The 23007-nt window shown below is 71.1% G+C and carries 18 protein-coding genes and 1 pseudogene; 10 read left to right on the top strand and 9 right to left on the bottom strand.

The genetic code is table 11. The features are described from left to right. Positions 1–56 precede the first annotated feature (56 nt). Both AMY39116_RS0330995 and AMY39116_RS0331000 read right to left on the bottom strand, forming a co-directional pair. A complete protein-coding gene (locus AMY39116_RS0330995) occupies positions 57–1394 on the bottom strand; it encodes a hypothetical protein (protein ID WP_235716253.1) in 1338 nt (445 codons plus the stop codon). Positions 1395–1521: 127 nt separating this feature from the next. Beyond that, entirely contained in the window at positions 1522–2892 is a 1371-nt protein-coding gene (locus AMY39116_RS0331000) for a cystathionine beta-synthase (RefSeq protein WP_020421496.1), read from the bottom strand. A 109-nt stretch (positions 2893–3001) separates the two neighbouring features. On the opposite strand from AMY39116_RS0331000, the gene AMY39116_RS0331005 reads away from it, so the two are divergent. Beyond that, the gene (locus AMY39116_RS0331005; RefSeq protein WP_020421497.1) at positions 3002–4222 is read left to right on the top strand and encodes an acetyl-CoA C-acetyltransferase; all 1221 of its coding nucleotides are present in this window, start codon (positions 3002–3004) and stop codon (positions 4220–4222) included. 58 nt (positions 4223–4280) lie between these two features. Here AMY39116_RS0331005 and AMY39116_RS0331010 read toward each other — a convergent pair whose 3' ends face one another. Both AMY39116_RS0331010 and AMY39116_RS0331015 read right to left on the bottom strand, forming a co-directional pair. Beyond that, positions 4281–5093 carry a hypothetical protein gene (locus AMY39116_RS0331010; RefSeq protein ID WP_020421498.1) on the bottom strand — a complete coding sequence of 271 codons (813 nt, stop codon included), beginning with the start codon at positions 5091–5093 and terminating at the stop codon, positions 4281–4283. 150 nt (positions 5094–5243) lie between these two features. Further along, positions 5244–6080 (bottom strand): Bax inhibitor-1/YccA family protein, encoded by an 837-nt coding sequence (locus AMY39116_RS0331015; RefSeq protein WP_027936367.1) that lies wholly within the window; start codon positions 6078–6080, stop codon positions 5244–5246. Positions 6081–6271: 191 nt separating this feature from the next. Between AMY39116_RS0331015 and AMY39116_RS0331020 the strand changes: the two genes are divergently transcribed. Both AMY39116_RS0331020 and AMY39116_RS47660 read left to right on the top strand, forming a co-directional pair. Then, positions 6272–8266, top strand: coding sequence for an SDR family oxidoreductase (locus AMY39116_RS0331020; protein WP_020421500.1), 1995 nt, complete (start codon positions 6272–6274; stop codon positions 8264–8266). Positions 8267–8325: 59 nt separating this feature from the next. Next, a complete protein-coding gene (locus AMY39116_RS47660) occupies positions 8326–9897 on the top strand; it encodes a hypothetical protein (protein ID WP_020421501.1) in 1572 nt (523 codons plus the stop codon). 317 nt (positions 9898–10214) lie between these two features. On the opposite strand, the gene AMY39116_RS0331030 is transcribed toward AMY39116_RS47660, so the two are convergent. After that, the gene (locus tag AMY39116_RS0331030) at positions 10215–11516 is read right to left on the bottom strand and encodes an amidase family protein (RefSeq protein ID WP_020421502.1); all 1302 of its coding nucleotides are present in this window, start codon (positions 11514–11516) and stop codon (positions 10215–10217) included. 674 nt (positions 11517–12190) lie between these two features. Between AMY39116_RS0331030 and AMY39116_RS0331035 the strand changes: the two genes are divergently transcribed. From AMY39116_RS0331035 to AMY39116_RS0331050, 4 genes are read left to right on the top strand one after another with little or no spacing between them, the layout of a single operon-like run. Further along, positions 12191–14644 (top strand): nitrate- and nitrite sensing domain-containing protein, encoded by a 2454-nt coding sequence (locus AMY39116_RS0331035; protein ID WP_020421503.1) that lies wholly within the window; start codon positions 12191–12193, stop codon positions 14642–14644. Next, positions 14641–15051, top strand: a complete 411-nt coding sequence (locus tag AMY39116_RS0331040) for a roadblock/LC7 domain-containing protein (RefSeq protein ID WP_020421504.1) — start codon at positions 14641–14643, stop codon at positions 15049–15051. Before AMY39116_RS0331035 ends, AMY39116_RS0331040 begins: the two co-directional genes overlap by 4 nt. Further along, positions 15051–15425, top strand: coding sequence for a DUF742 domain-containing protein (locus AMY39116_RS0331045; protein ID WP_017984828.1), 375 nt, complete (start codon positions 15051–15053; stop codon positions 15423–15425). Before AMY39116_RS0331040 ends, AMY39116_RS0331045 begins: the two co-directional genes overlap by 1 nt. Next, on the top strand, positions 15406–15996 hold the full coding sequence (locus AMY39116_RS0331050) for an ATP/GTP-binding protein (RefSeq protein WP_026153485.1): 591 nt from the start codon (positions 15406–15408) through the stop codon (positions 15994–15996). Before AMY39116_RS0331045 ends, AMY39116_RS0331050 begins: the two co-directional genes overlap by 20 nt. Positions 15997–16034: 38 nt before the next feature. Here AMY39116_RS0331050 and AMY39116_RS46405 read toward each other — a convergent pair. From AMY39116_RS46405 to AMY39116_RS0331070, 3 genes and pseudogenes are all read right to left on the bottom strand, one after another. Next, a pseudogene (locus AMY39116_RS46405) lies at positions 16035–16798 on the bottom strand (IS5 family transposase). 49 nt (positions 16799–16847) lie between these two features. Further along, a complete protein-coding gene (locus AMY39116_RS0331065; RefSeq protein ID WP_027936368.1) occupies positions 16848–17834 on the bottom strand; it encodes an IS481 family transposase in 987 nt (328 codons plus the stop codon). 120 nt (positions 17835–17954) lie between these two features. Continuing rightward, the gene (locus AMY39116_RS0331070; RefSeq protein ID WP_020421508.1) at positions 17955–18980 is read right to left on the bottom strand and encodes a polysaccharide deacetylase family protein; all 1026 of its coding nucleotides are present in this window, start codon (positions 18978–18980) and stop codon (positions 17955–17957) included. 128 nt (positions 18981–19108) lie between these two features. Between AMY39116_RS0331070 and AMY39116_RS0331075 the strand changes: the two genes are divergently transcribed. After that, entirely contained in the window at positions 19109–20683 is a 1575-nt protein-coding gene (locus AMY39116_RS0331075) for a putative glycoside hydrolase (RefSeq protein ID WP_020421509.1), read from the top strand. Positions 20684–20687: 4 nt separating this feature from the next. Here AMY39116_RS0331075 and AMY39116_RS0331080 read toward each other — a convergent pair whose 3' ends face one another. Continuing rightward, complete coding sequence (locus tag AMY39116_RS0331080) at positions 20688–21677, bottom strand: hypothetical protein (RefSeq protein WP_020421510.1); 990 nt, start codon at positions 21675–21677, stop codon at positions 20688–20690. A 175-nt stretch (positions 21678–21852) separates the two neighbouring features. Between AMY39116_RS0331080 and AMY39116_RS0331085 the strand changes: the two genes are divergently transcribed. Both AMY39116_RS0331085 and AMY39116_RS0331090 read left to right on the top strand, forming a co-directional pair. Beyond that, complete coding sequence (locus AMY39116_RS0331085; RefSeq protein WP_020421511.1) at positions 21853–22524, top strand: GAF and ANTAR domain-containing protein; 672 nt, start codon at positions 21853–21855, stop codon at positions 22522–22524. Positions 22525–22668: 144 nt separating this feature from the next. Then, a complete protein-coding gene (locus AMY39116_RS0331090; RefSeq protein WP_020421512.1) occupies positions 22669–22995 on the top strand; it encodes a hypothetical protein in 327 nt (108 codons plus the stop codon). The last annotated feature ends 12 nt before the right edge of the window (positions 22996–23007 follow it).

A 23007-nucleotide genomic window follows, 5' to 3' on the forward strand; every position in this document is an offset into this window, starting at 1 on the left:
GGGAAAAAGACGATGCCCCCGGCGCGTGCCGGGGGCATCGTCGTCAGATCAGCTGGTCACCACTGCTGGGGCGGCTGACCGGGCTGGCCGTACTGGCCGGGCTGCTGCGGCGGCTGGCCGTACTGACCCGGCTGCTGGCCGAACTGGCCGGGCTGGCCGTAGCCGGGCTGCTGCCCGTACTGGCCGGGCTGACCGTAACCGGGCTGCTGCGGCGGCTGGCCGTACTGACCGGGCTGCGGGAAGCCGCCGCTCTGCGGGTTCGGCCCGCCGGGCTGACCGTACTGGGGCTGGCCGTGCGGCTGCCCGAACTGACCGGGCTGACCCGGCTGCGGGAAGCCACCGCTCTGGGGGCCGCCGAAGCCGCCGGGACCGCCGAAGCCGCCCGGGCCGCCCTGCTGGCCGCCATCGCCGAGGCCGACGAACTGCTTCGTGGCCGGGACCAGGCCGAGCGCACCGATCGCCAGCACCACGATGCCGAAGATCAGGTACATGATCGCCTTGCCGGGCGTGTCCACCTCGCTCGGGAACGCGGTCATGAACAGGATCGCGAACAGCAGGAGGAGGAACCCGCCGACCGCGGTGACGATCGGCGCGATCTTCTTCAGCGAGGCGCTGAGGCGCCCGGCGAGCGCGATCAGCACGCCACCGGCCAGGGCCGCGAGGCCACCGACCAGGATCATGATCAGGTAGAACCAGACCAGGCCCGGGCTCGGCAGACCGAACTGCTCGGCCTGCTCGCGGATCCCGTCGTACGCGTCCGAGTAGTCACTCGCGTCACCGAAGTCGACCAGGACGAAGATGGCCGAGAGCAGACCCAGGAGCGCCGCGACACCGCCGGCGATGTAGCCGAAGAGCTGGTTGTTGCCCGCACCGGCGCCCCCGCCCTGCTGGGGGTAACCCGGCGCGCCGAAGCCCTGCGGCTGGCCGAAGCCACCCGACGGCGGGCCGTAGCCCTGCGGCGGCTGGCCGTACGGGCCCGGCTGCTGCTGCCCGAAACCGGGCTGCTGCTGCTGCCCGAAGCCCTGCTGCCCGAAGCCCTGCTGGGGGTTCACTGCACTGGGGTTGTCCGCGGCGCTCGGCGGCGGCGAGTACGGGATGGCCGGCGGCTGGGAGCCCGGGGGCACCAGCTGCGTGGATTCCGCGCCCGGCTGGTCACCCGGGTTGACCTTCTGCGTGGCGTTCGGGTCCCCACCCGGCTGGACCACCTGGGTCGGCTCCGCGGTCTCGCCGAACGAGCCGCCCTCGGACGGCTGCTGCGACTGGCCGGGCTGCACGACCTGGGTCGGCTCCGACGAGCCGAACGGGTTGTCTTGCTGCTGCTGGGGACCGCTCGGCGGGCCCTGAGGCGGCTGACCGCCACCCCAAGGCTGGTTGGGCGGCTGCGGAGCGCTCATGTGGGTCTTGAACCCCCTCGAGAGGACTGACAGTGCGTATTCACGTTGATCCGGGTGGGCACACGCTATCGGATACCGGTCATAGACGCTCGTAACGCCCCGACGGTTCCGCGCGATGAAGTCTGGTTCACCGTCCGGCGAGGTACCCCAGCAGGTCGTGCCTGGTGAGCACGCCGGCCGGCTTGCCGTCGACCAGCACCAGCGCGCCGTCCGCGTTGGACAGGGCCTTCATCGCCGCGCCGACGCCCTCGCTGGCGCCGATGGTCGGCAGCGGCGGCGACATGTGCTTGTCCAGCCGGTCGGCGAGCTGGGCCTTCCCGGTGAACAGGGCCTCCAGCAGCTCCCGCTCGTTGACGGCGCCGACCACCTCGGCGGCCATCACCGGCGGCTCGGCGCTGACCACCGGCATCTGGCTGACGTCGAACTCGGACAGGATCGCGACGGCCTCGGCGACCGTCTCGTTCGGGTGGGTGTGGACCAGGTCGGGCAGCGATCCGGTCTTGGCGCGCAGGACGTCGCCGACCGTGGCGCCCGAGGAGTCCGGGGGCAGGAAGCCGTAGCCGGCCATCCACTGGTCGTTGAAGACCTTGCCCAGGTAGCCGCGGCCGCCGTCGGGCAGGAGCACCACGATGACGTCGTCCGGGCCGAGCCGCTCGGCGAGCTTGAGCGCGGCCGCGACGGCCATCCCGCACGAGCCGCCGACCAGCAGGCCCTCCTCGAGCGCGAGGCGGCGGGTGACGGCGAAGGACTCGGCGTCGGAGATGGCGATGATCTCGTCGGCGATGCCGCGGTCGTAGGTGTCCGGCCAGAAGTCCTCGCCGACGCCTTCGACCAGGTAGGGGCGCCCGGTGCCGCCGGAGTAGACCGAGCCCTCCGGGTCGGCGCCGACGACCTTGACGCGGCCCTGGGAGGCTTCCTTCAGGTAGCGGCCGGTGCCGGAGATCGTGCCGCCGGTGCCCACACCCGCGACGAAGTGGGTGATCTTCCCGTCGGTCTGCTGCCAGATCTCGGGGCCGGTCGAGTGGTAGTGGCTCTCCGGGTTCTGCTGGTTGGCGTACTGGTTGGGCTTCCAGGCGCCCTCGATCTCCCGCACCAGCCGGTCGGAGACGGAGTAGTAGGAGTCCGGGTGCTCGGGCGGGACGGCGGTCGGGCACACGACGACGCGGGCGCCGTAGGCCTTCAGCACGTTGCGCTTGTCCTCGCTCACCTTGTCCGGGCAGACGAAGACGCACTGGTAGCCCTTGCGCTGGGCGACCATCGCCAGGCCGACGCCGGTGTTGCCGGAGGTCGGCTCCACGATGGTGCCGCCGGGCTTGAGCTCGCCGGAGGCCTCGGCGGCTTCGACCATGCGCAGCGCGATGCGGTCCTTCACGCTGCCGCCCGGGTTGAAGTACTCCACCTTCGCCAGCACGAGCGGCGCCAGGCCCTCGGTGAGGGAGTTCAGCTTGACCAGCGGGGTGTTGCCCACGAGGTCGACGATGTGCTCGACGTAGTCCACGGCCCCACCCTAGACGTGGTACTGGTCGCGTAGGGGTTTGACCGCACGCTCCCAGGGTGCAGGATGTGGGTAAGCACGCGCTTAGTCCGACCCGAAGGAGTGTCAAGCCATGCCTGAAGCCGTCATCGTCTCCGCGGCGCGTTCGCCGATCGGCCGCGCCGGGAAGGGCTCGCTCGTGAGCATGCGGCCGGACGACCTGGCCGCGCAGATGGTCCGCGCCGCGCTGGACAAGGTGCCGCAGCTGGACCCGAAGGACATCGACGACCTCATGCTCGGCTGCGGCCTGCCCGGCGGCGAGTCGGGCTTCAACATGGGCCGCGCCGTCGCGGTCCAGCTCGGTTACGACCACCTGCCCGGGTGCACCATCACCCGCTACTGCTCCTCCAGCCTGCAGACCACCCGGATGGCCCTGCACGCGATCAAGGCGGGCGAGGGTGACGTGTTCATCTCCGCCGGCGTGGAGACGGTGTCGCGGTTCGCGAAGGGCAGCTCGGACTCCTGGCCCGACACGCACAACCCGCTGTTCGCCGACGCCGAGGCCCGCACCGCGAAGACCGCGGCCGAGGGCAGCGACACCTGGGTCGACCCGCGCGAGAACGGGCAGCTGCCCGACGTCTACATCGCGATGGGCCAGACCGCGGAGAACCTCGCGCGCCTGAAGAACGTCTCCCGCGAGGAGATGGACGAGTTCGGCGTGCGGTCGCAGAACTTGGCGGAGAAGGCCATCGCCGACGGGTTCTGGGCCAAGGACATCACGCCGGTGACCCTGCCCGACGGCACGGTCGTGTCGAAGGACGACGGCCCGCGCGCCGGTGTGACGATCGAGGGCGTGTCCGGCCTGAAGCCGGTGTTCCGCCCCGACGGCCGGGTCACCGCGGGCAACTGCTGCCCGCTCAACGACGGCGCCGCCGCGCTGGTGATCATGTCCGACACCAAGGCGAAGCAGCTCGGCATCACGCCGCTGGCGCGGGTCGTGTCGACCGGCGTGTCCGGCCTGTCGCCGGAGATCATGGGCTACGGCCCGGTCGAGGCGTCGCAGCGCGCGCTGGCCCGCGCCGGGATGTCCATCGGCGACATCGACCTGGTGGAGATCAACGAGGCGTTCGCCGCGCAGGTCATCCCGTCCTACAAGGACCTGGGCATCGACATCGAGCGGCTGAACGTCAACGGCGGCGCGATCGCCGTCGGCCACCCGTTCGGCATGACCGGCGCCCGTATCACCTCGACGCTGATCAACTCGCTGCAGCACCACGACAAGCAGTGGGGCCTGGAGACGATGTGCGTCGGCGGCGGCCAGGGCATGGCGATGGTCATCGAGCGGCTGAGCTGACCCCGCACGCGAAAAGGGGCCTGGCTGCGTGCCGGGCCCCTTCTTCGTTGTGCGTGGATCAGGCGCTGGCGCCGTTCTTCGCGACCGCGCACATGGTGGTGGCGGGCTCGGAGTAGGTGACCGCGCCGTCGATCTCCAGGCCCTCGCAGGCGGCCTCGTCGGCCTGGCCGGTGACGACCTTGAGGAACTCGATCTCGGCCGTCGGGTCGGTGCAGGGGACCCGCTTGTAGCCGTCGGTCGAGGACGTCACGTTGGCGAAGCAGTCGCCGTCGTGCGCGTTGATCATCAGGCAGAGCTTGTAGTCGCCGCGGCCGCTGACGCTGTACTCGTCGTAGTCGCCGGTCGGGCAGCTGTCGGACGCGTTGTCCAGCTTGACCGCGATCTTGACGTTCGCGTTCTGGTCGCCGCAGTCCTTCTTCGTCGGCTCGTCGCCGTTGGTCTTGAACTCGGTGATCTGCAGGCAGTCACCGACCGCGGCCGAGGCAGGGGACCCGACGAAGTTGATGATCGCGACGATGCCGACGCCGACCACCACGACGATCGGCAGGACGATCCGCAGCCAGGTGAGCTTGCTCTTCTTGGCGGGCTGGCCGGGCGGCGGGCCGAACGGCTGCCCCGGCGGGGGGCCGAACGCGCCGGGCTGACCGGGCTGTCCCGGCGGCGGGAAGGCGGGCGGGGCGCCCGCGGGCTGCCCGAACTGGCCGGGCTGACCCGGCTGGCCCGGCTGGCCGAACTGACCGGACTGGCCCGGCTGCCCGGGCTGGCCCGGCTGGCCGAACGCGCCGGGAGCGCCCTGGTTACCGGCGGGCGGCTGGTTGCCGAAGGGCGTCGGCTGCCCTCCAGGCGCAGCCGGCGGTGGGGGGACGCTCACGCGAACCTCACAAGTGTGAACTGGACAGGAGTCCTCGTATCCAACACTGCGTAGTCAAGGAGACGATCACCGGGCCACCGAAAGGGTGAGCACATAACAAAAGGACACCCGGTTGGTAACCGAGTGTCCTTCTGTTGTCAGACCGAGTCGCTAGTCGTTCTGCAGGTACGACAGCAGGCGCAGGATCTCCAGGTAGAGCCAGACCAGGGTGGTCATCAGGCCGAACGCGGCGAACCACGCCCACTTGGCCGGCATGCCCGCCCGGATCATCTGGTCGGCCGCGTCGAAGTCGAGCAGCAGGCAGAACGCCGCGACGCCGATGACCACGAGGCTGAAGATGATGGCGAGCGCGCCACCGTCCCGCAGGCCCATGTTCACGCCGAAGAGGCCGAGCACGAGGTTGGCCAGCATCAGGATCACGACACCCGCCAGGGCGCCCATCACCCACTTGGTCAGCTTCGGCGTCACCTTCACCGCGCCGGTCTTGTAGACGACCAGCATGCCGATGAACACACCCGCGGTGCCCAGGATCGCCTGCAGGGCGATGCCGGGGTAGAGCATCTCGAAGAGCCCGGTGATCGCACCGAGGAACACACCCTCGGCCGCCGAGTACAGCAGCGTCATCGGGCCGCTCGGCTTCTGCCGGAAGATCATGATCAGCGACAGCACCAGGCCGACGATCATGCCGCCGAGCATCAGCCCGAGCACCGGGCCGAGCGCGTTGGCGTCAGCCTGGCTCTGCGCCCAGATCGCGGCGAGGACACCGGTGATCAGGGCGACGCCGAGGCTCATCCCGGTCTTGATGACGACGTCGTCGACCGTCATGGGGCGTTCGGTCGCCGGCGCCTGCTGCGCGCCGTACCCCGACGGCATGCCGTAACCGGGCATGCCCTGGGGCTGGTTGAAGCCTACGTTCGGCCCGTAAGAGCCGTATCCCGCGCTGCCGGTGGGCAGGTTGCGGAACGCTGGGTTGCTTGTGGAACGCACCTGATCCTCCTGGATCTACTGGCACCTGCATCAGGTTCAACGTCGGCAGCGCCCTGCCGGTTCCCGTTCAAGTAAAGGCGACTTTACTCGCGTCCGGTGATCGTTCCGGGGACCCCGTGCACTATGACTGTGGTCACGACGGCCGCGGCGGCGGACAATGCAGCCGGGCGACGACGGCGGAGGGCAGGCACATGACCGGGTATCTGGTGACCGGGGCGACCGGGCTGATCGGGCGCCACTTCACCCCGCTGCTGCTGGCCAGGGCGGAGGTCGACCAGGTGTTCCTGCTGGTCCGCGAGAAGTCGCGGGAGCGGCTGACGGACCTGGTCAACGGCTGGCCGCACCCGGAGAAGGTGACGCTGGTCGACGGCGACATCGGCCGCGAGGACCTCGGCGTCGCGGAGGACGTGCGCGCCGGGCTGCGGGGCCGGGTCGACGGTCTGGTCCACCTGGCCGCGCTGTACGACCTGACCGCCGACGACGCGACGAGCGTCAAGGCCAACGTCGAGGGCACCCGCAACGTGCTGGAACTGGCCGCCGACATCCAGGCCTGCTGCCTGCACCACGTGTCGTCGGTGGCCGTGGCCGGCGACCACGAGGGCGTCTTCACCGAGGACATGTTCGACACCGGCCAGCGCCTGCCCACGCCGTACCACCGGACGAAGTTCGAGGCCGAGCGGCTGGTGCGGCAGCAGTCCGAGGTGCCGTGGCGGGTGTACCGGCCCGCGGTCGTGGTGGGCCACTCGCAGACCGGCGAGATGGACAAGATCGACGGCCCGTACTACCTCTTCCCCGCGATCAGCAGGCTCGCCGCGCTGCCGAACCTGCCGCTCGCCGGCCCGGACCTGGGCGACACGAACGTCGTCCCCGTCGACTACGTGGCCAGGGCACTGCTGGAACTGGTGGTCAAGCCGGGACTGGACGGGCGGGCGTTCCACCTGGTCAGTCCGGAGCCGCAGTCGGTGATCTGCGTCTACAACGCCTTCGCCCGCGCGGCCGGGGCGCCGACGATCAACGTCGAGCTGGACCGGCGGCTGTCCCGGGGCCTGCTGAAACTGGCCCGGCTGAGCGAGCACGTGCCGGGTGTGACGATCACCCGTGACGCGTTCCTGGAGCGCCTCGGCATCCCGGCCGTGCTGCTGGACACGCTGTCGTTCCCGTCGGTCTTCTCCTCCGCCGCGACCCGCAAGGAGCTCGCGGCCAGCGGCGTCGACGTGCCCCGGATCGAGGACTACGCGCCCGCGCTGTGGCGGTACTGGCGCGAGCACCTCGACCCGTTCCGCGCCCGCAAGCACGGGCCGCGAGGCGAGCTGGACGGCCGCCGCGTCATCATCACCGGCGCGTCGTCGGGCATCGGACGGGCGACCGCGTTGAAGGTGGCGGCCGAGGGCGGGGTGCCACTGCTGGTCGCGCGGCGGGAGCCGGAGCTGGCGGAGGTGCGCGACGAGATCGTCGCGGCGGGCGGCTACGCCTCGATCTACCCGGCCGACCTGACCGACGAGGAGGCCGTGCGCAAGATCGTCGACCAGATGCTGGCCGAGCACGGGCGCATCGACATGCTGGTCAACAACGCGGGCCGGTCGATCCGCCGGTCGATCAAGCTGTCCTACGACCGCTTCCACGACTACGAGCGCGCGATGGCGATCAACTACTTCGGCGCGGTGCGGCTGATCCTCGCGGTGCTGCCGCACATGGCCGAGCGGAAGTTCGGGCATGTGGTCAACGTGTCGTCGATCGGCGTGCAGGGCATCGCGCCGCGGTTCTCCGCGTACGTCGCGTCGAAGGCGGCGCTGGACTACTTCAGCAAGATCGCGGCGACCGAGACCCACGGTGACGGCATCACGTTCACCACCATCCACATGCCCCTGGTCCGCACGCCGATGATCCGGCCGACGAAGATCTACGACGCGTTCCCGACGAAGTCGCCGGACCAGGCCGCGGACATGGTGGTGCGCGCGCTGAAGAACCGGCCCAAGCACATCGGCACCCCGGAGGGGTACCTGATCCAAGCGGCGTACACGCTGCTGCCGGGGCTGGTCGACGCCATCGCGTACGAGGGTTACCGCGTCTTCCCCGACTCGACGGCCGCGGGCGGCAGCGGTGAGCTGCGGATCGGGAAGGGCGAGCGGCACCTGTCCCGCGCGGCGAACGCCCTCGTCAAGCTGACCAGGGGTTTCCACTGGTGAGTGACACACCGGGCGTGGCCTGACCGTGTTAACACGCTGTGCGCGGGTACGGTTTTCGCATGGTCTCTGAGCGCGACAGCCTGCTCCCGTTGCGGCGTGAGTACAACCAGGTGTGGCACGGCTTCGACCGCGGCCAGGTGCTGCAGTACCTGGATCACGTCGAGGCGAACCTGCGCCGGGTGATGGCTGATCGCGACAACGCGATGGCCAAGGTGTCCAACCTGTCGCGCGAGCTGGAGGGCGCGCGCGGGGAGATCGCGCGGCTGCGCAACCGGGTCGAGGAGCTGAAGCGGCCGCCGGAGCGGGTCGAGGACCTCGACGAGCGCATGCAGCGCACCGTGGAGCTGGCGGAGATGCGCGCCGAGGAGATCACGTCGCGCGCGCAGGTCGCGGCGGAGGAGCACTGGAGCGCGACGACCGAGCTGTCCGGGAAGCTGCGTGAGCGGTACCAGAAGCTGCTGGCGGAGCTGGACACGCACGGGCAGGCGCTGCAGGCCGAGCACAAGCGGGCGCTGGAGGCGACGAAGGCGGAGGTCGAGCGCCTGACGTCGGAGGCGACGCGGCGGCGGACGCAGCTGGACATCGAGGCCGAGCGCAAGCGGCGCACCGTGCAGCACGACTTCGAGCAGTCGATGGCGTCGCAGCGGGCCGCGCTGGAGAAGCACATCGCCGACCAGCAGACGGCGAGCAAGCAGCAGGCCGAGCGGCGCATCGCAGAGGCGACCGCCGAGGCGAAGCGCCTGGTCGACGAGGCCAGCGCGAGGGCCCGCGCGATGGTCGAGGACGCGACCGCAAGGGCGGAAAAGCGCGAACGCGAGGCGCGGCAGCTGGTGGAGCGCCTGACGCGGATCAGCACGGAGGTCGCAGGGCGGCTCCGCAAGACCGACGAGGTGCTGGCCCGCAGCCAGTCGACGCTGGAGCCGCTGCGGGAGGAGTCCGTGGTGGACATGAGCCGCCCGGTGGATGATGCGGCCGACGGCATGAAGACGGTGCCGGCGGTGAAGCCGCCGACGGTGAAGCCGGCGGTGAACTCCGCGGCAGTGCAGACGGCGGTGGTAAAGCCGGTTGGCGGGCCGGGTGCTGGTGGGTCCAGTGCCGGTGGCCCGGGTGCCGGTGGCGCGAGTGCTGGTGGGCCGGTGCTGGCGGGTCCAATGCTGGTGGGCCGGGTGCCGGTGGGCCGGGTGCCGGTGGCGCGAGTGCCGGTGGCGCGAGTGCTGGTGGGCCCGGTGCTGGCGGGTCCAGTGCCGGTGGGCCGGGTGCCGGTGGCGCGAGTGCTGGTGGATCCAGTGCCGGTGGCGCGAGTGCTGGTGGATCCAGTGCCGGTGGGCCGGCTGCCGGTGGCGCAGCCGCGGGCGCGTCGACGCCGGGTGGCCCCGGCGCCGGTGGAGCGAGTGCCGGTGGGTCCAGTGCTGGTGGACCGAGCGCTGGTGGCGCAGCCGCGAGCGCGGCGAAGCCGGGTCCCGGCGGCGCAGCGGCCGGACGCCCGGCAGCGGGATCGGCCGCGGGCGGTCAGGGCGGTTCGAACACCAACAGCCAGGGCGGCCCGGCCAGTGAAGCTCCGGCAGGCGGCAAGCCCAACCCGCCGAAGGCAGCACCGGCCGCGAAGCCCGGTGGCGGTGCCCGCCCGGTGACGGGCAAGCCGCCCGCGGCTCTCGCCGGCCCGGCCGCCATGGCGGAGGGGCAGCAGCCGCCGAAGCCGCTCGCCAAGCGGCCGCAGTCCACTAAGAAGTAGGCGACCCCAGCCCACTACGAAGTAAAGCCGCCGGCGGCGGTCCCAGCCCCCGTGGGAAGCCGCCCCGCGCACCCCAGCCCACCGGAGGCGGCGCCGCACCTCGGCTGACCGGGCAGGGCGGCGGCTCCACGGACCGCCGGTTCCGTCATCGGCTCGCGCCCACCACTCCAGTTGATCGACGGGCGCCGCCGCAGGAGCCGGTCGATCAACACCCGGCTAGGGCAACCGGGGCCAGGGGTTCAGCTCCTCCAGCTGCGCGGCCAGCGCCAGCAGCCTCGCCTCGCCGCCGGGGCTGGTCACCAGCTGCACCCCGATCGGCAGGCCCTTCGGCGTGCGGCCCGCCGGTACGGAGATCGCCGGGTAGCCGGCCAGGTTCCACAGGCCCGTGAAGCCCGCCAGGGCCACCGACGGCAGCGCGTTCGCCAGGCACGACCGCCCATGCCAGGCCGCCGCCTTCGGGGGCATCGTCGCGAGCGTCGGGGTGATCAGCACGTCCTGCCCGGCGAAGAACTCCGCCGCCCGCGCCGTCCAGCGGCGGGCCGTACCAGGTGTCACCAGCCGCCGCGCGGCGCGGCCGATCCGCACGTGCCGCTGCGTCCGCGGCTGCAGCGCGTCGAAGTCCACCTCGGACGCCTGCTCGGCCGGGCCGGCGAACCACCGCTCCAGGATCCCGGCCACCGGCTCCACCCCGTACCGCGGCCGCGCGCGAGACACGCGATGCCCGGACCCCGCCAGCAGGTCCGCCACCCGCTCGACCGCCGCCGTCAGCGGGCGCGGCACCGGCGCGCGCGTCAGCGGCACCTCGGTCGACACCGCGATCCGCAGCCGACCCGGCTCGCGCACCTCGGCGAACTCCGGCCGGCCCGCCAGCACCGACAACAGCAACGCCGCGTCCGCCACCGTCGTCGCCAGGCTGCCATGCGCGGACATCCCGAACCAGCCCTCCTCGGCCAGCACGTCCGCCCCCGGCTTGATGCCCACCAGCCCGCACATCGCCGCGGGCAGCCGGATCGAGCCGAGCCCGTCGGTGCCGTGCGCGACCGGCACCAGTCCCGCCGCCACCGCCGCCGCGCTGCCGCCCGACGAACCGCCCGCCGTGTACTCCGGCGCCCACGGGTTGCGCGTCACGGCCTCGGGCGAGTCGGTCATCGGCCAGATGCACAGCTCCGGCACGCGCGTGATCCCGACGACCACCGCGCCGGCCTCCCGCAGCCGCCGCACCACCAAGTGGTCCGAACCAGCCGGCCGGGCCGTGGCGGTCCCGCGCGTCACGGTCTCGCCCGCGATCCCGGCGACGTCCTTGACCGCGACCGGCACCCCGGCCAGCGGCAGCTCCGCCAGGTCCGGGCGCGAGCGCAGCGCTCCGGCCTCCGCCACCGCCTCGTCCGCCCGCACCCGGCGGAACGCGCCCACCACCCGGTCCGCGGCCTCGATGCCCGCGATCACCCGTTCGGTCTCCCGCACCGGGTCCACCGTTCCGGCCCGCACCGCGTCGGCCAGCTCCTTCGCCGTCACCATGCGAAAACCCTATAGAACAATTCGCGACCCAATTGCCGGTCGCGTGAGCGGCCGATCACGCAGCGATCCGGGTAATGTCGGATTCGTCACGGTTACCGGCGCACGAAACGTGATCGGCGCGTGCACCCACCGTGAGACGACCTGATCAGCGCCATCCTCCGAAAAGGACCCGCGACGGCCGAGGTGGCCAGGACCCCTTGCGCCACAGTTAGAATCGCGTTCGGAACCCCGGTACCTCATCGATAAAGGTGTGAGAGATCACAGAAGGAACAAGCGCGACAGCGCCCGCTACGACCATCCGGAGTAGCCGGCGAGACCATCCAGCGGAATAGAACCCGCGGAACGCTTCGGCATTCCCCGGACTCGCCAAGGATCTGCGCGGCCCGTCGGTCGGGACGTAACGAGATCATATAGCGGGACGACAATATCCGCGCGGCTGACAATGCCCCCGACCCCTCACCGGAGAGGCGGCGAGCGCGGACGGAACGTGAAGTTGACTCATACTTGTCCGGGCTGGTTCACTCTCCCGGTCGCAGAACCCACCGCGGTTCCTGTGCGCAGCGTCAACTCGGGTCCGGGGGCCGAGGCCATCACATCGAGTTGCGGGAAGGCTCTTCAGAGCGTTGAAAAAGGTATTCGGAACACGTAGGCGGCGTGCTTCGATCCGGTCGAGGGTGCTCGCGATCGCGATCGTGCCCAGTGTCGCCCTGCTGCTCGCCGGCGTGGCGCTCGCGGGCTACCTGGTCGTGCAGGCGGTGAACGCCCGCGAATTCGCGACGAAGGTCCACGACTCGGCCGAGCCCGGCGCCCTCTTCTTCGGCGCGGTGCGCGCGGAGCGCGTGCTGACCCTGCGCACGCTGGCGAGCAACGGCGCGCCCGGCGCGGATCTGATCCAGGCCCGCGCGAAGCTGGACACCACGGCCGCGCGGATGGCCACCGTGCTGCAGGACATGGTCGACGACGCGCCGGACTCGGTGCGCCAGAGCATCGCCAAGACCAGCGCGAACTTCGCCCAGCTGCCGGAGCTGCGCCAGCGCGTCGACAGCAGGCAGGCGTCGCCGCTGGAGGCCTACGCCTTCTACAACCGCATCATCGACGAGTTCGCCACCGGTCTGAACGGCGTCGCCGAGGGCGCGCCGGACGCGCAGACCGCGTTCCTCCGCGTCACCGCGATGCCGCTGTTCACCGCGGCCGACGCGATGTCCCGCGGTGACGCGCTGGCGGCCGCCGGCATCGCCGGCCGCGGTCTGTCCGAGGAGGAGTTCCGCACCTACATCAGCCAGGTCGGCGCCTACCACGCCGAGCTGGAGGTCGCCGCGCCGCAGATGATCCCGTCGGTGCGCGCCAAGTACGAGGCGCTGCTGGCGAGCCCGGCGTGGGACACGCTGAGCATCGTTGAAAACGCTTTCCTCCGCGGCAACCAGGACTCGCTCCCGGTGCCCGAGGCGCAGTGGCGCGACGCCGCGACCCAGGTCGGGAACGCGCTGATGGGCCTCTACATCGAGCAGAGCTCCAACGCCACGAACGTCGGCCTGGAAAGCGGTGACCGGACGCTGGTCACCTCGATCATCGCCGGCGCCGCCGCGCTGATCGTCTCCTTCGCGGTGTTCTTCTTCGCCTGGCGCCTGTCCAACCGCCTGATCCAGCGCCTCGGCCGGCTCCGCGAGGAGACCCTGGAGGCCGCCGAGACGCAGCTGCCGCAGCTGGTCGAGCGGGTCCGCACGGGCGAGGCCGTCGACCTCGACACCGAGGTCGCGCTGCTGGACCACGGCGACGACGAGATCGGCCAGGTCGCCGACGCGTTCAACAAGGCGCAGCAGACCGCCATCGCGGCCGCCGTCGACGAGGCCAAGACCCGTGAGGGCACCAAGAAGGTCTTCCTCAACATCGCGCACCGCAGTCAGGTGCTGGTGCACCGGCAGCTCAAGGCGCTCGACGAGGCCGAGCGCAAGCAGGAGGACCCGGACCAGCTGGACATGCTGTTCCGCCTGGACCACCTGTCCACCCGCGCCCGCCGCAACGCGGAGAACCTGATCATCCTCGGCGGCGAGCGGCCGGGACGGCAGTGGCGCAACCCCGTCGCGCTGGCCGACCTGATCCGCGGCGCCACCGGCGAGACCGAGGACTACGCGCGCGTCACCGTCGGGAAGCTGCCGAACGTCGCGGTCGCCGGCCCGGTCGTCGCCGACCTCGTGCACCTGCTCGCCGAACTGCTCGACAACGCCACCTCGTTCTCGCCGCCGAACTCGCGGGTCGAGGTGTTCGGCGACGTCGTCGGCAAGGGCGTGGTCATCGAGATCGAGGACCAGGGTCTGGGCATCGAGCCGGAGCAGGCCGAGGAACTGAACGCGATGCTGCGGGAACCGCCGGACTTCAGCGTCATGGCGCTGTCCGCCGAACCGCGCCTCGGCCTGTTCGTGGTCGCGCGGCTGGCGTCCCGGCACGGGATTTCGGTGACCCTGCGCGAATCGGCCTACGGTGGCACGCGGGCGATCGTGCTCGTGCGGTCCGAGCTGCTGGCTCCGGTGCCGCAGCCGGAGGACGGGCAGCAGCCCGAGGAGGCGCTGGTCCCGGCGCAGAGCGCGCCGTCGCACCGCTGGCCGGAGGAGGCCGACACCGCGCCCGAGCCGGCCGGCACCAACGGGCACCGCGAGGAGCCGCCGGCGCGGGTGGACCTGTTCCGCGCCAACGTTCCGGCCGCCCCGCCGGAACCGCCGCCCGCCCCGCCGCAGCAGCCCGCGCCGTCGCAGCACTCCGCCCTGCAGCAGCACCAGGCGCCGCCGCAGCGGCCGCAGGTGCCGTTGCGGGCGCCGCTGGACTCGCGGCCACCGCTGGACACCCGCGTGCCGATCGACACGCGGCCACCACAGTCCCGGCCACCGCAGCACGCGGGGCCGATCTCGCCGGACCGCCCGCCGCTGCCGCGGCGGCGACGGCAGCAGAACCTGGCCCCGCAGTTGAGGAAGGACGAGGAGACCACCACCTTCAGCGCCGCCACCGACCACAGCACCGTGCCCTCGGACAGCCCGGAGCAGGCCCGCAGCCGGCTTTCGGCGTTCCAGCAGGGCACCCGCCGCGCTCGTGAACAGGATCCGAGCACCACCGACATTCTGGGAGAGCACACGTGACGAACGCGGGAATCAACGAGCTGGACTGGCTCCTCGACGACCTCCTGCAGCAGGTCGTCGGAGCGGACCGGGCGGTTGTGCTGTCGGCCGACGGTCTGCTCATCGGCCGGTCGACCAACCTGTCCGAAGAGGACGGCGAGCACCTGTCGGCGGTGGCGTCGGCGTTCCAGAGCCTCGCCAAGGGCACCGGGCGCCACTTCGGCGGCGGCGCGGTGCGCCAGACCGTCGTGGAGATGGACCACGCGTTCCTGTTCGTCACCACGGCCGGGCACGGCGCCTGCCTCGCGCTGCTGACCGCGGCCGACGTCGACATGGGCCTCGTCGCCTACGCGATGAACATGATGGTCAAGCGGGTCGGCGCGGCGCTGAGCGCGGCGCCACGAGTTGAGCAGCAAAGCACGCCATGATGATCAGGCGGGACGACGACACCTGGTTCGATGACGCCGCGGGCCCGATCGCCCGGCCGTACACGATCACCGGCGGCCGCACCCACGCCGGCGACATCGACCTGCAGCTGCTCTCACTCGTGGTCGCCCTGCCCGGACTGGCCGAAGCGGCCACCATGGCACCGGAGTACGCCCGGATCGTGCGCCTGTGCCAGCGGCCGCTGTCGGTCGCCGAGGTCGCGGCGCACCTGGACCTGCCGGTGCCGATCGTGAAGGTGCTGCTCGCCGACCTCATCGAGCGCGGCCACGTCATCTACCGGACGTCCCAGCCCATCTCCGACACCCCGGAACAACACGTACTTCAGGCGGTTCTCGATGGCATTCGCAGGCTCTGAGCCCCGGCGGAACGTCTCCGCCACCGTGGTGAAGCTGCTGATCGCAGGCGGCTTCGGGGTCGGGAAGACCACCATGGTCGGCTCGGTGAGCGAGATCTCCCCGTTGCGGACGGAGGAATCGATCACCCAGGCCTCGGCCGGGGTCGACGACCTCACCGGGGTGGAGAGCAAGACCACCACGACCGTGGCGCTGGACTTCGGCCGCATCACGATCAACCCCGAGCTGATCCTGTACCTGTTCGGCACGCCGGGGCAGGACCGGTTCTGGTTCATGTGGGACGAGCTCGCGCAGGGCGCGCTGGGCGCGGTGGTGCTCGCCGACACACGCAGGTTGGAAAGTTGCTTCCCGGCCGTGGACTTCTTCGAACGGCGCGGGCTGCCGTTCGTGGTCGGCGTCAACTGCTTCGACAACGCCTACCGCTACGGCACCGAGGAGGTGCGCGCGGCGCTCGAACTGGACGACACGGTGCCGATCCTGCTGTGCGACGCGCGGGACCGCGAGTCGACCAAGCAGGTGCTGGTGATCCTGATGCAGCACGTGATGGCGAACGCCGCCCTCGCGCGACGCTAGCAGCCCGGCTTCGTCCGTCCGGTGTGGACGGACACGCTCTAGGCCGTGTCCTGTAGGTCTGTACGCAGCCACAACACGATCGAGGCGATGATGATCTCGGCGCGGTAGTAGGCGGCGCGTTCGGCGTAGCCGGTGGCCAGGTCCCGAAACTGCTTGAGCCGGTTGAAGCGGCGCTCGACGACGTTCCGGTTGGCGTAGATGGCCTGGCCGACCTGGTCTTGTCGGCGATCACTCGGTCCGGGTAGGTGCGGGGCCGGCCCGGTCCGTCCGATGTTGATCTGGTCCAGCAGCGGCAGCAGGTGCGGGTTGTCCCCGGCCTGCCCGGCGGTGAGGATGATCGACACGGGCAGACCGCGCCCGTCCACGGCGAGGTGGATCTTGCTGCTCAGTCCGCCTCGGGAGCGGCCGAGGGCTTCCCCGTCGACGGCGAGGGCTTCGACCCATCCGGTGGCGCATCCCCCTTTTTGCGGGCCCCAGCCGAGTGCCGGTGGGCCCGCACGTTGCTGGAGTCCACGCTGATCATCCACTCCACGTTGCCGACCGAGTCGTCTTTGGCGACCACGTGGTCGAGGATGCGTTCCCAGGTGCCGTCCGCGGTCCAGGTTCGCAGCCGCTCGTGGGCGGTCTTCCAGGGCCCGTAGCGTTCGGGCAGGTTCCGCCACGGCGCCCCGGTCCACAGCTTCCATAGGATCGCGTTGATCACCTGTCGGTGATCGCGCCAGTACCGGCCCCGGCCCGCGACCGGCGGTAGCAGGGGTTCGATCCGGGCCCAGGCCTTGGCGGTCAGTTCACCACTACCCACCCCCGGTCCTGATCAACTATCGCAGGTCACAACCCCTACAGGGCACGCTCTAGTTGTTCTGTCCCGTGAGGTTGGGTATGCGGGTGGCGGGTGGGCCGCCGATGCTGGTGTGGTGTCGGTGATGGTTGTAGTAGTGGAGGAAGCCGGGCAAGGCGGCGCGCCGTGCGGTTTCTGAGTGGTAGGGCTGGGCGTAGGCCCATTCGTCGAGCAGGGTGCGGTTGAACCGCTCGACTTTGCCGTTGGTTTGGGGGCGGTAGGGGCGGGTGCGTTTGTGTTGGATGCCGGCGGCGGTGAGGGTGTTGCGCCAGTTGCGTGAGCGGTAGCAGGAGCCGTTGTCGGTCAGCACTCGCTGCACGGTGATGCCGTGGGAGGCGAAGAACGCCTGGGCCCGGGTCCAGAACGCGACCGCACTGGTCTGGGTCTCGTCGGGCAGGATCTCGGCGTAAGCCAGGCGGGAGTGATCGTCCACGGCGTTGTGCAGGTAGCTGTAGCCGATCTGGGGTTTGCCGTGGGGGTAGCGGGCGGTGGTGGTGGCCTTGCGGTGCTGGTTGCCGGTGGCGCGGTCGCAGATCTTGTGGCCACCGCCGTCGGGGATGTTGCCCAGCTTCTTGATGTCGACGTGCACCAGCTCACCCGGTGTGGCGCGTTCGTAGCGGCGCACCACCCGCCCGGTGGCCCGGTCCAGGTGCCGCAGACGGGCCAGGCCATAGCGGGTCAGCACGCGATGCACCGTGGAAGCAGCCAACCCCAGCAGGGCAGCGATGCGGGCCGGCCCCCACCGGCGCGCCACCCGGACCTTGATGATCCGCCGCTCGGTCCGGGTCGGGGTGCGATGCGGGCTGCGATGCGGACGTGAGGAGCGGTCGACCATGCCGGCCTCACCCTCGTCACGGTAACGGTCGGTCCACCGTTTCGCGGTGGCCACCGACACCTGGAACCGCTCCGCCGCCCGCCGCAGCGGCCACCCCTCCTCCACGACACACCGGGCCAGACGCAGTCTGCCGGTCGGGGTCAACGGCGCGTTACGGTGAGACACGAGGACCTCCTGCGGTGCGGTGCAGATTGTGGTGATCCACACCGAACCCGGAGGTCCTCCCTCACTTCAAGATCATCCAACTACGTGTCCCCGCGTTCACAACCTCCCCGAGCAGTACATCTAGTACGGGTTCACCTTGTCCCGGAACTTGGCGGCCACCTCGTCGGTGTCGGACTTCGGGTAGGAGATCCGCGCCGGGTCGCCGTCCGAGGTGTACCTGCTTTCCGCGTTCTGCGCGAGCTTGTCCAGCCACACCGCCGAACCGTATTCGGCCTCCTCGCCCGTCGCGCCCTGCGAGCGGATGCGCGGGATGTTCAGCGGGTCGAAGTCGGCGGTGAACGGGGACGCGGACGGGTTCGAGCCGACCAGGAACGCGCCCTGGTAGCGGTAACCGTTGCCCTGCAAGGCGAGTTCCTTCGGCCGCGGGTGGACGCCGAACGGCAGCGCGATCGTCGTCGGGTTGGCCTGCGGCGCCGCGCGCCGGATCAGCGCGTCCAGCTCGCCGATCTCGGCCTGCGCGGTCTCCTCGTCGGCCTCGCGCAGGTTCGCGTGCGTCTTGGTGTGGTTGCCGACGTCGAAACCATTGGCCAGCAACCACGGGATCGTCCGGGCGCCACCGGGGTCGCCGAACGCCTCGGCGTTGACGTAGAACGTGGCCACCGGCCGGAACTGCGGGTGGCTGCGAGCGAAGTCGAGCATGATCGCCACCGCCGTGCCGGGCACCGGGTTGCCGTCCGGGCCGAGGGCGAACTGGCTGGGGTCGCCGTCGTCGAAGGTCAGCACCACCGGGTGCTTGCCGGCCGGGACGTCGATGCGGCCCGCGGTGAAGTCGGCCGCCGACACGGGCACGTAGCCCTCGCGGTCCAGCCGTTCCAGCTCCGCCCGGAAGTCCTCGGGCGTGCGGTCGTAGACCGATTCGGTCTCCGGCACGATCCGGTGGTACATGAGCACCGGAACCCGCCCCAGCTCGTTCGCGCGCACCGACGCCGGTTCGGCCGGGGCCGCCGGAGCGGAGGACCGCAGCGGCGCGAACGCGGCCCACTCCTGGCCGTCGTCGCGCTGCTCGTGCGGCCGGCCTTCGACGACCGTGGTGCACGCCGTGAGCAGGAACAGGACCGCTACGAGGGAAGCCAGCTTGGGTGTCACGCCTTCCAACGTGCGCCCTGCGTAGCACGAAGGCAACGGGGTGTAACCCGAAGGGATGGATTCCCGAATGACCCGGTTGATCCGGGGAATGTGCCCGCTGCTCGGCACAACCGGCGCGGGAGGGTTACATGGGCAGGCACCGGACGCGGTCCCAGAACTCGATTCTGGTCCTCGTGGCCATCATCGCCACGATGGCCATCGCCGTCACCCCGGCGGTGGTGCAATCGCTCCCGTTCGGGCTGGCCATCCAGGGCCTCGGTGACGACGTCACCACCAACGCGGAATCGCTGCGTGACATCCGCGTGCTGGCGGCACGCGACAGCGACCTCGACCGGGTCGCGGTCACCCTCGACGACCAGCCGCTGACCACGAAACGTGACGGCGGCCGGCTGGTCCTGCCGCCGCTGAAGATCGGCGACGGCGAGCACACGCTGGCCGCCCGGCTGCCGAACGAGGTCCCCGGGCTGCCGGACGCTGTGGTGACTCGCACGTTCACCGTCGACAACACCGCCCCGGAGCTGACCTTCCAGCCCATCGAGATCAGCGACCCGCGCAAGCCGGTGACGCTGCGCGGCACGGCGAAGGGCGCGGAAAAGGTCACGGTCCAGGGCGAAGAGGTGAAGGTCAACGAGTTCGGCAACTTCACCGCGACCATCCCGACTCCCCCGGCGAAGATCGAGATCGGCGCGCAGGACGCGGCGGGCAACCGGGCGGCCGGGCGCGTCCCGGTGCGGGCGCGGCACCCCGGGATGCGCGGGGTGCACATGACCGCGGTGGCCTGGACCGCCCCGGCGCTGCGGGAACCGGTGCTGCAGATGGCGCGGGACGGGCTCATCGACACGGTCCAGCTGGACATCAAGGACGAGAGCGGCGAGGTCGGGTACAACTCGCAGGTCCCGCTGGCGAAGGAGATCGGCGCCGCGAAGAACTACTACGACCTGCGCGGCGTCGTCGAGCAGCTGCACAAGGAGGGCATCCGCGTCGTCGGCAGGCTGGTCGCGTTCCGCGACCCGATCCTGGCCAGGGCGTCGTGGGAGTCCGGCAAGCGCGACCGGGTCGTGCAGAGCGCCGACGGGCAGCCGTGGGCCAGCGGGTACGGCGAGTACGCGTTCACCAACTTCGCCAACCGCGAGGTGCGGGAGTACAACATCGCGCTCGCGACGGAAGCCGCGCGGGCCGGGTTCGACGACATCCTCTACGACTACGTGCGGCGGCCGGAAGGCCCGATCGAGCAGCTGCGGTTCCCCGGCCTGGAAGGCACGCCGGAGGAGGGGATCGTGGACTTCCTCACGGAGAGCCGCAACGCGGTCCGGGCCGAGGGCGCGTACTTGGGCGCGTCGGTGTTCGGGATCGCGGTGAACCGGCCGACGCAGATCGGGCAGGACATCACCGCCATGGCGCGCAAGGTCGACTACATCGCGCCGATGATCTACCCGTCGCACTGGGGTCCCGGCGAGTACGGGGTCTCCGACCCGGAGTCGCAGCCGCTGGAGATCACCCAGCGCTCGCTGGCGGCGTTCGCCGAGAAGGCCGCCGGGACGCAGACCGTGATCATCCCGTGGATCCAGGCGTTCAGCATGTCCGTCCACTACGGACGGGACCAGATCCGGGCGCAGCTGGACGGCGCGCGTGCCAACGGGATGGACTCGTTCCTGCTGTGGAACGCCTCCTGCAAGTACAACGCGGCCGACCTGGCGCCCTGACCGGTCACCCGCGCAGGGGTTCGACCTCGTCCGGCGTGGTGTAGTGGTACCGGTCGCCCACCCTGACCTCCAGGTGCAGGTTGCCGTCCTCATCGGACAGTACTGCTTGGACGGTGCCGGTGCGGCCGTCGCGGAGGCGCACCCGGCTGCCGGCGGCCACCGCGATTCCGGCGACCACCACCTCGTCGGTTTCGGGCGACACCCCGCCGGGGTCCCACCACACGTCCTCCGGGAGCCCGCGGCGCACGTACTGGATGCGTTCTTCGCTCTCCGGCACGACGACCGGGTGGTCGTACAGGGTGACCGGCGCGGCCAGCACGGCGGCGTCGTTGTCGCCGAGCAGGACCGGCCACAGCCGGTGGCTTTCGCACTGTTCGGCGGCCGCCCGCGCCCACGGCGGCGGTTCGGTCAGCGACACGAACCGGCCCGCGTTCACCGCGAGCACCAGGTGCGCGGCCAGCATCGCGTGCCGGAGCGCGACTTCCCGCGGCGAGTCCGGCTCGTACCACTCGGTGTTGTTGACGACGTCGGCCCGCAACCGGATCCCGCCGTGGGGGCCGCCCAGCACCTGCGCGCTCAGTCGCAGCTCGCCGGTGACCGTCCAGCTCCGGCGGACGAGCCTGCTCGCCGGGCCGAGGACCTCGGTCCGCTCGGCGCCGCCGACGACGAACGGGACGCAGGTGCGCTGGGCGGTCAGCTCCGCGACCGGGAGCACGGCGTCGACCTCGCGCTCGACCGCCTCGTCCCAGCTGATGTGCTCGGCGCCGTCCTGGCGCACGACGCGCTCCTGCCCCTGGAGGAACCGCAGCCGCACGTGCAGCACGGCGTGGGAGCGGGGTTCCAGCAGGCACTCCACGCGGCAGTCGGCGAAGTCACCGGCCTGCGGTGACGCGAACGCCGGCGGCATCAGCACCCCGAACCGCCAGTCCTGCGTCCGCGGGCGGTACAGGACGGCGTCGCCGATCGCCCTGGCGGTGTCGAACGCGGTGGTCATGCGACACGGTAAAACTGTAATGCACGTCACACAAGCACTATCGCCCGTGATGGGGGCGTAAACGCTGGTCAAGAACGAGCGGGAGCCGATCGGGCACGGATCGTGGTTCACCCGATCAGCCCAGTTCGCGGCAAGCCGGACGCGGGTACGGCTCACGGACACGGGAGGGCGGCCCATGCGCACCGAACTGATCGACGCCCTGCTCGAACTGCTGGCGCGCGAATCCGAGGGCTTCGACGTGCACCGGTTCGCGCAGGACCTCGCCGAGCGCGCCACCGTCCTCGTGCCCGCGCGCGACGCCGGGGTGCTGGTGTCGTTCCCGGCCGAGCCGGTGGAAATCGCCGCCGGCACCGGGGCCGCGCGTGATCTGGTGCGCCTCCAGCTCGAACTCGGCGAGGGGCCTGCCCCGGAATGCCTCCACAGTGGATCATCGGGCGACGGCCCGTGGCCGCGGTTTTCCCCGGCCTGCAAGGAAGCCGGTTACTCCTCGGTACACACGTTGCCGATCGACGCCGACGGTGAGGTCTTCGGCGCGCTGTGCCTGTTCGACGTCGGCGGAAATACCCACCCCGCTGGGCCGCGCCTGGCGCACGCGGCCGCGCTTCGCCTGGCCCACCAACGGGATCTGCACCAGCTCGGCGTGCGGTTGCGGCACCTGCAGACCGCGCTGGACAGCCGGGTCGTGATCGAGCAGGCCAAGGGCATGCTGGCGGAACGGCACAAGATCGGTGTGGACACGGCGTTCGAGGGCCTGCGGCGGTACGCGCGCGACCACAACCAGCGGGTCGCGGACCTCGCGCGGGCCATCGTCGACGGTCGCGACCCGGTGCGCTCGAACGATTTCTGAAGGACGAAGGGTCGTGTTCCGGACAATCGCCGGTTAGCATCGGGTTCCGCCGTCGCCAGGAGGCAGGCAGACGGCGGACGAGGAATCCGCTCCGGACCCCGGCGGTACCCGCTGTTGGAATTGACAATGCGAGGGGAGCACCGGATGACGACGACGTCCCACGACCACGAACTGCAAGCGGACGCCTTCCCGGTCGGCGAACGGCTGATGTACCTCGACCGCGACGACGACGGGCCGGACAAGGTGACCGTGCGCGTGGGTGTCGTGTCCGGGGAGTGCCGGGCAGGCGAGGACGGCCTGCGCGTGCCGATGACCGACGAAGACGGCGCGCAGCGGTGGGTGGCCGCCTCGGACGTGCTGGGCAACGGCTCGAGATCGGGCAACCGGCACGAGACCGACCGGCCGGCGCGGTGGCGGCACCACCTGTCGCCCAGCGGGCGGCACCACCGGCACGACGAACCGGAGCCGTGAGGCGGGCCGGCC

This window comes from Amycolatopsis sp. ATCC 39116 (assembly GCF_000231075.2).
GTDB classification, from domain to species: Bacteria; Actinomycetota; Actinomycetes; order Mycobacteriales; family Pseudonocardiaceae; genus Amycolatopsis_E; species Amycolatopsis_E tucumanensis.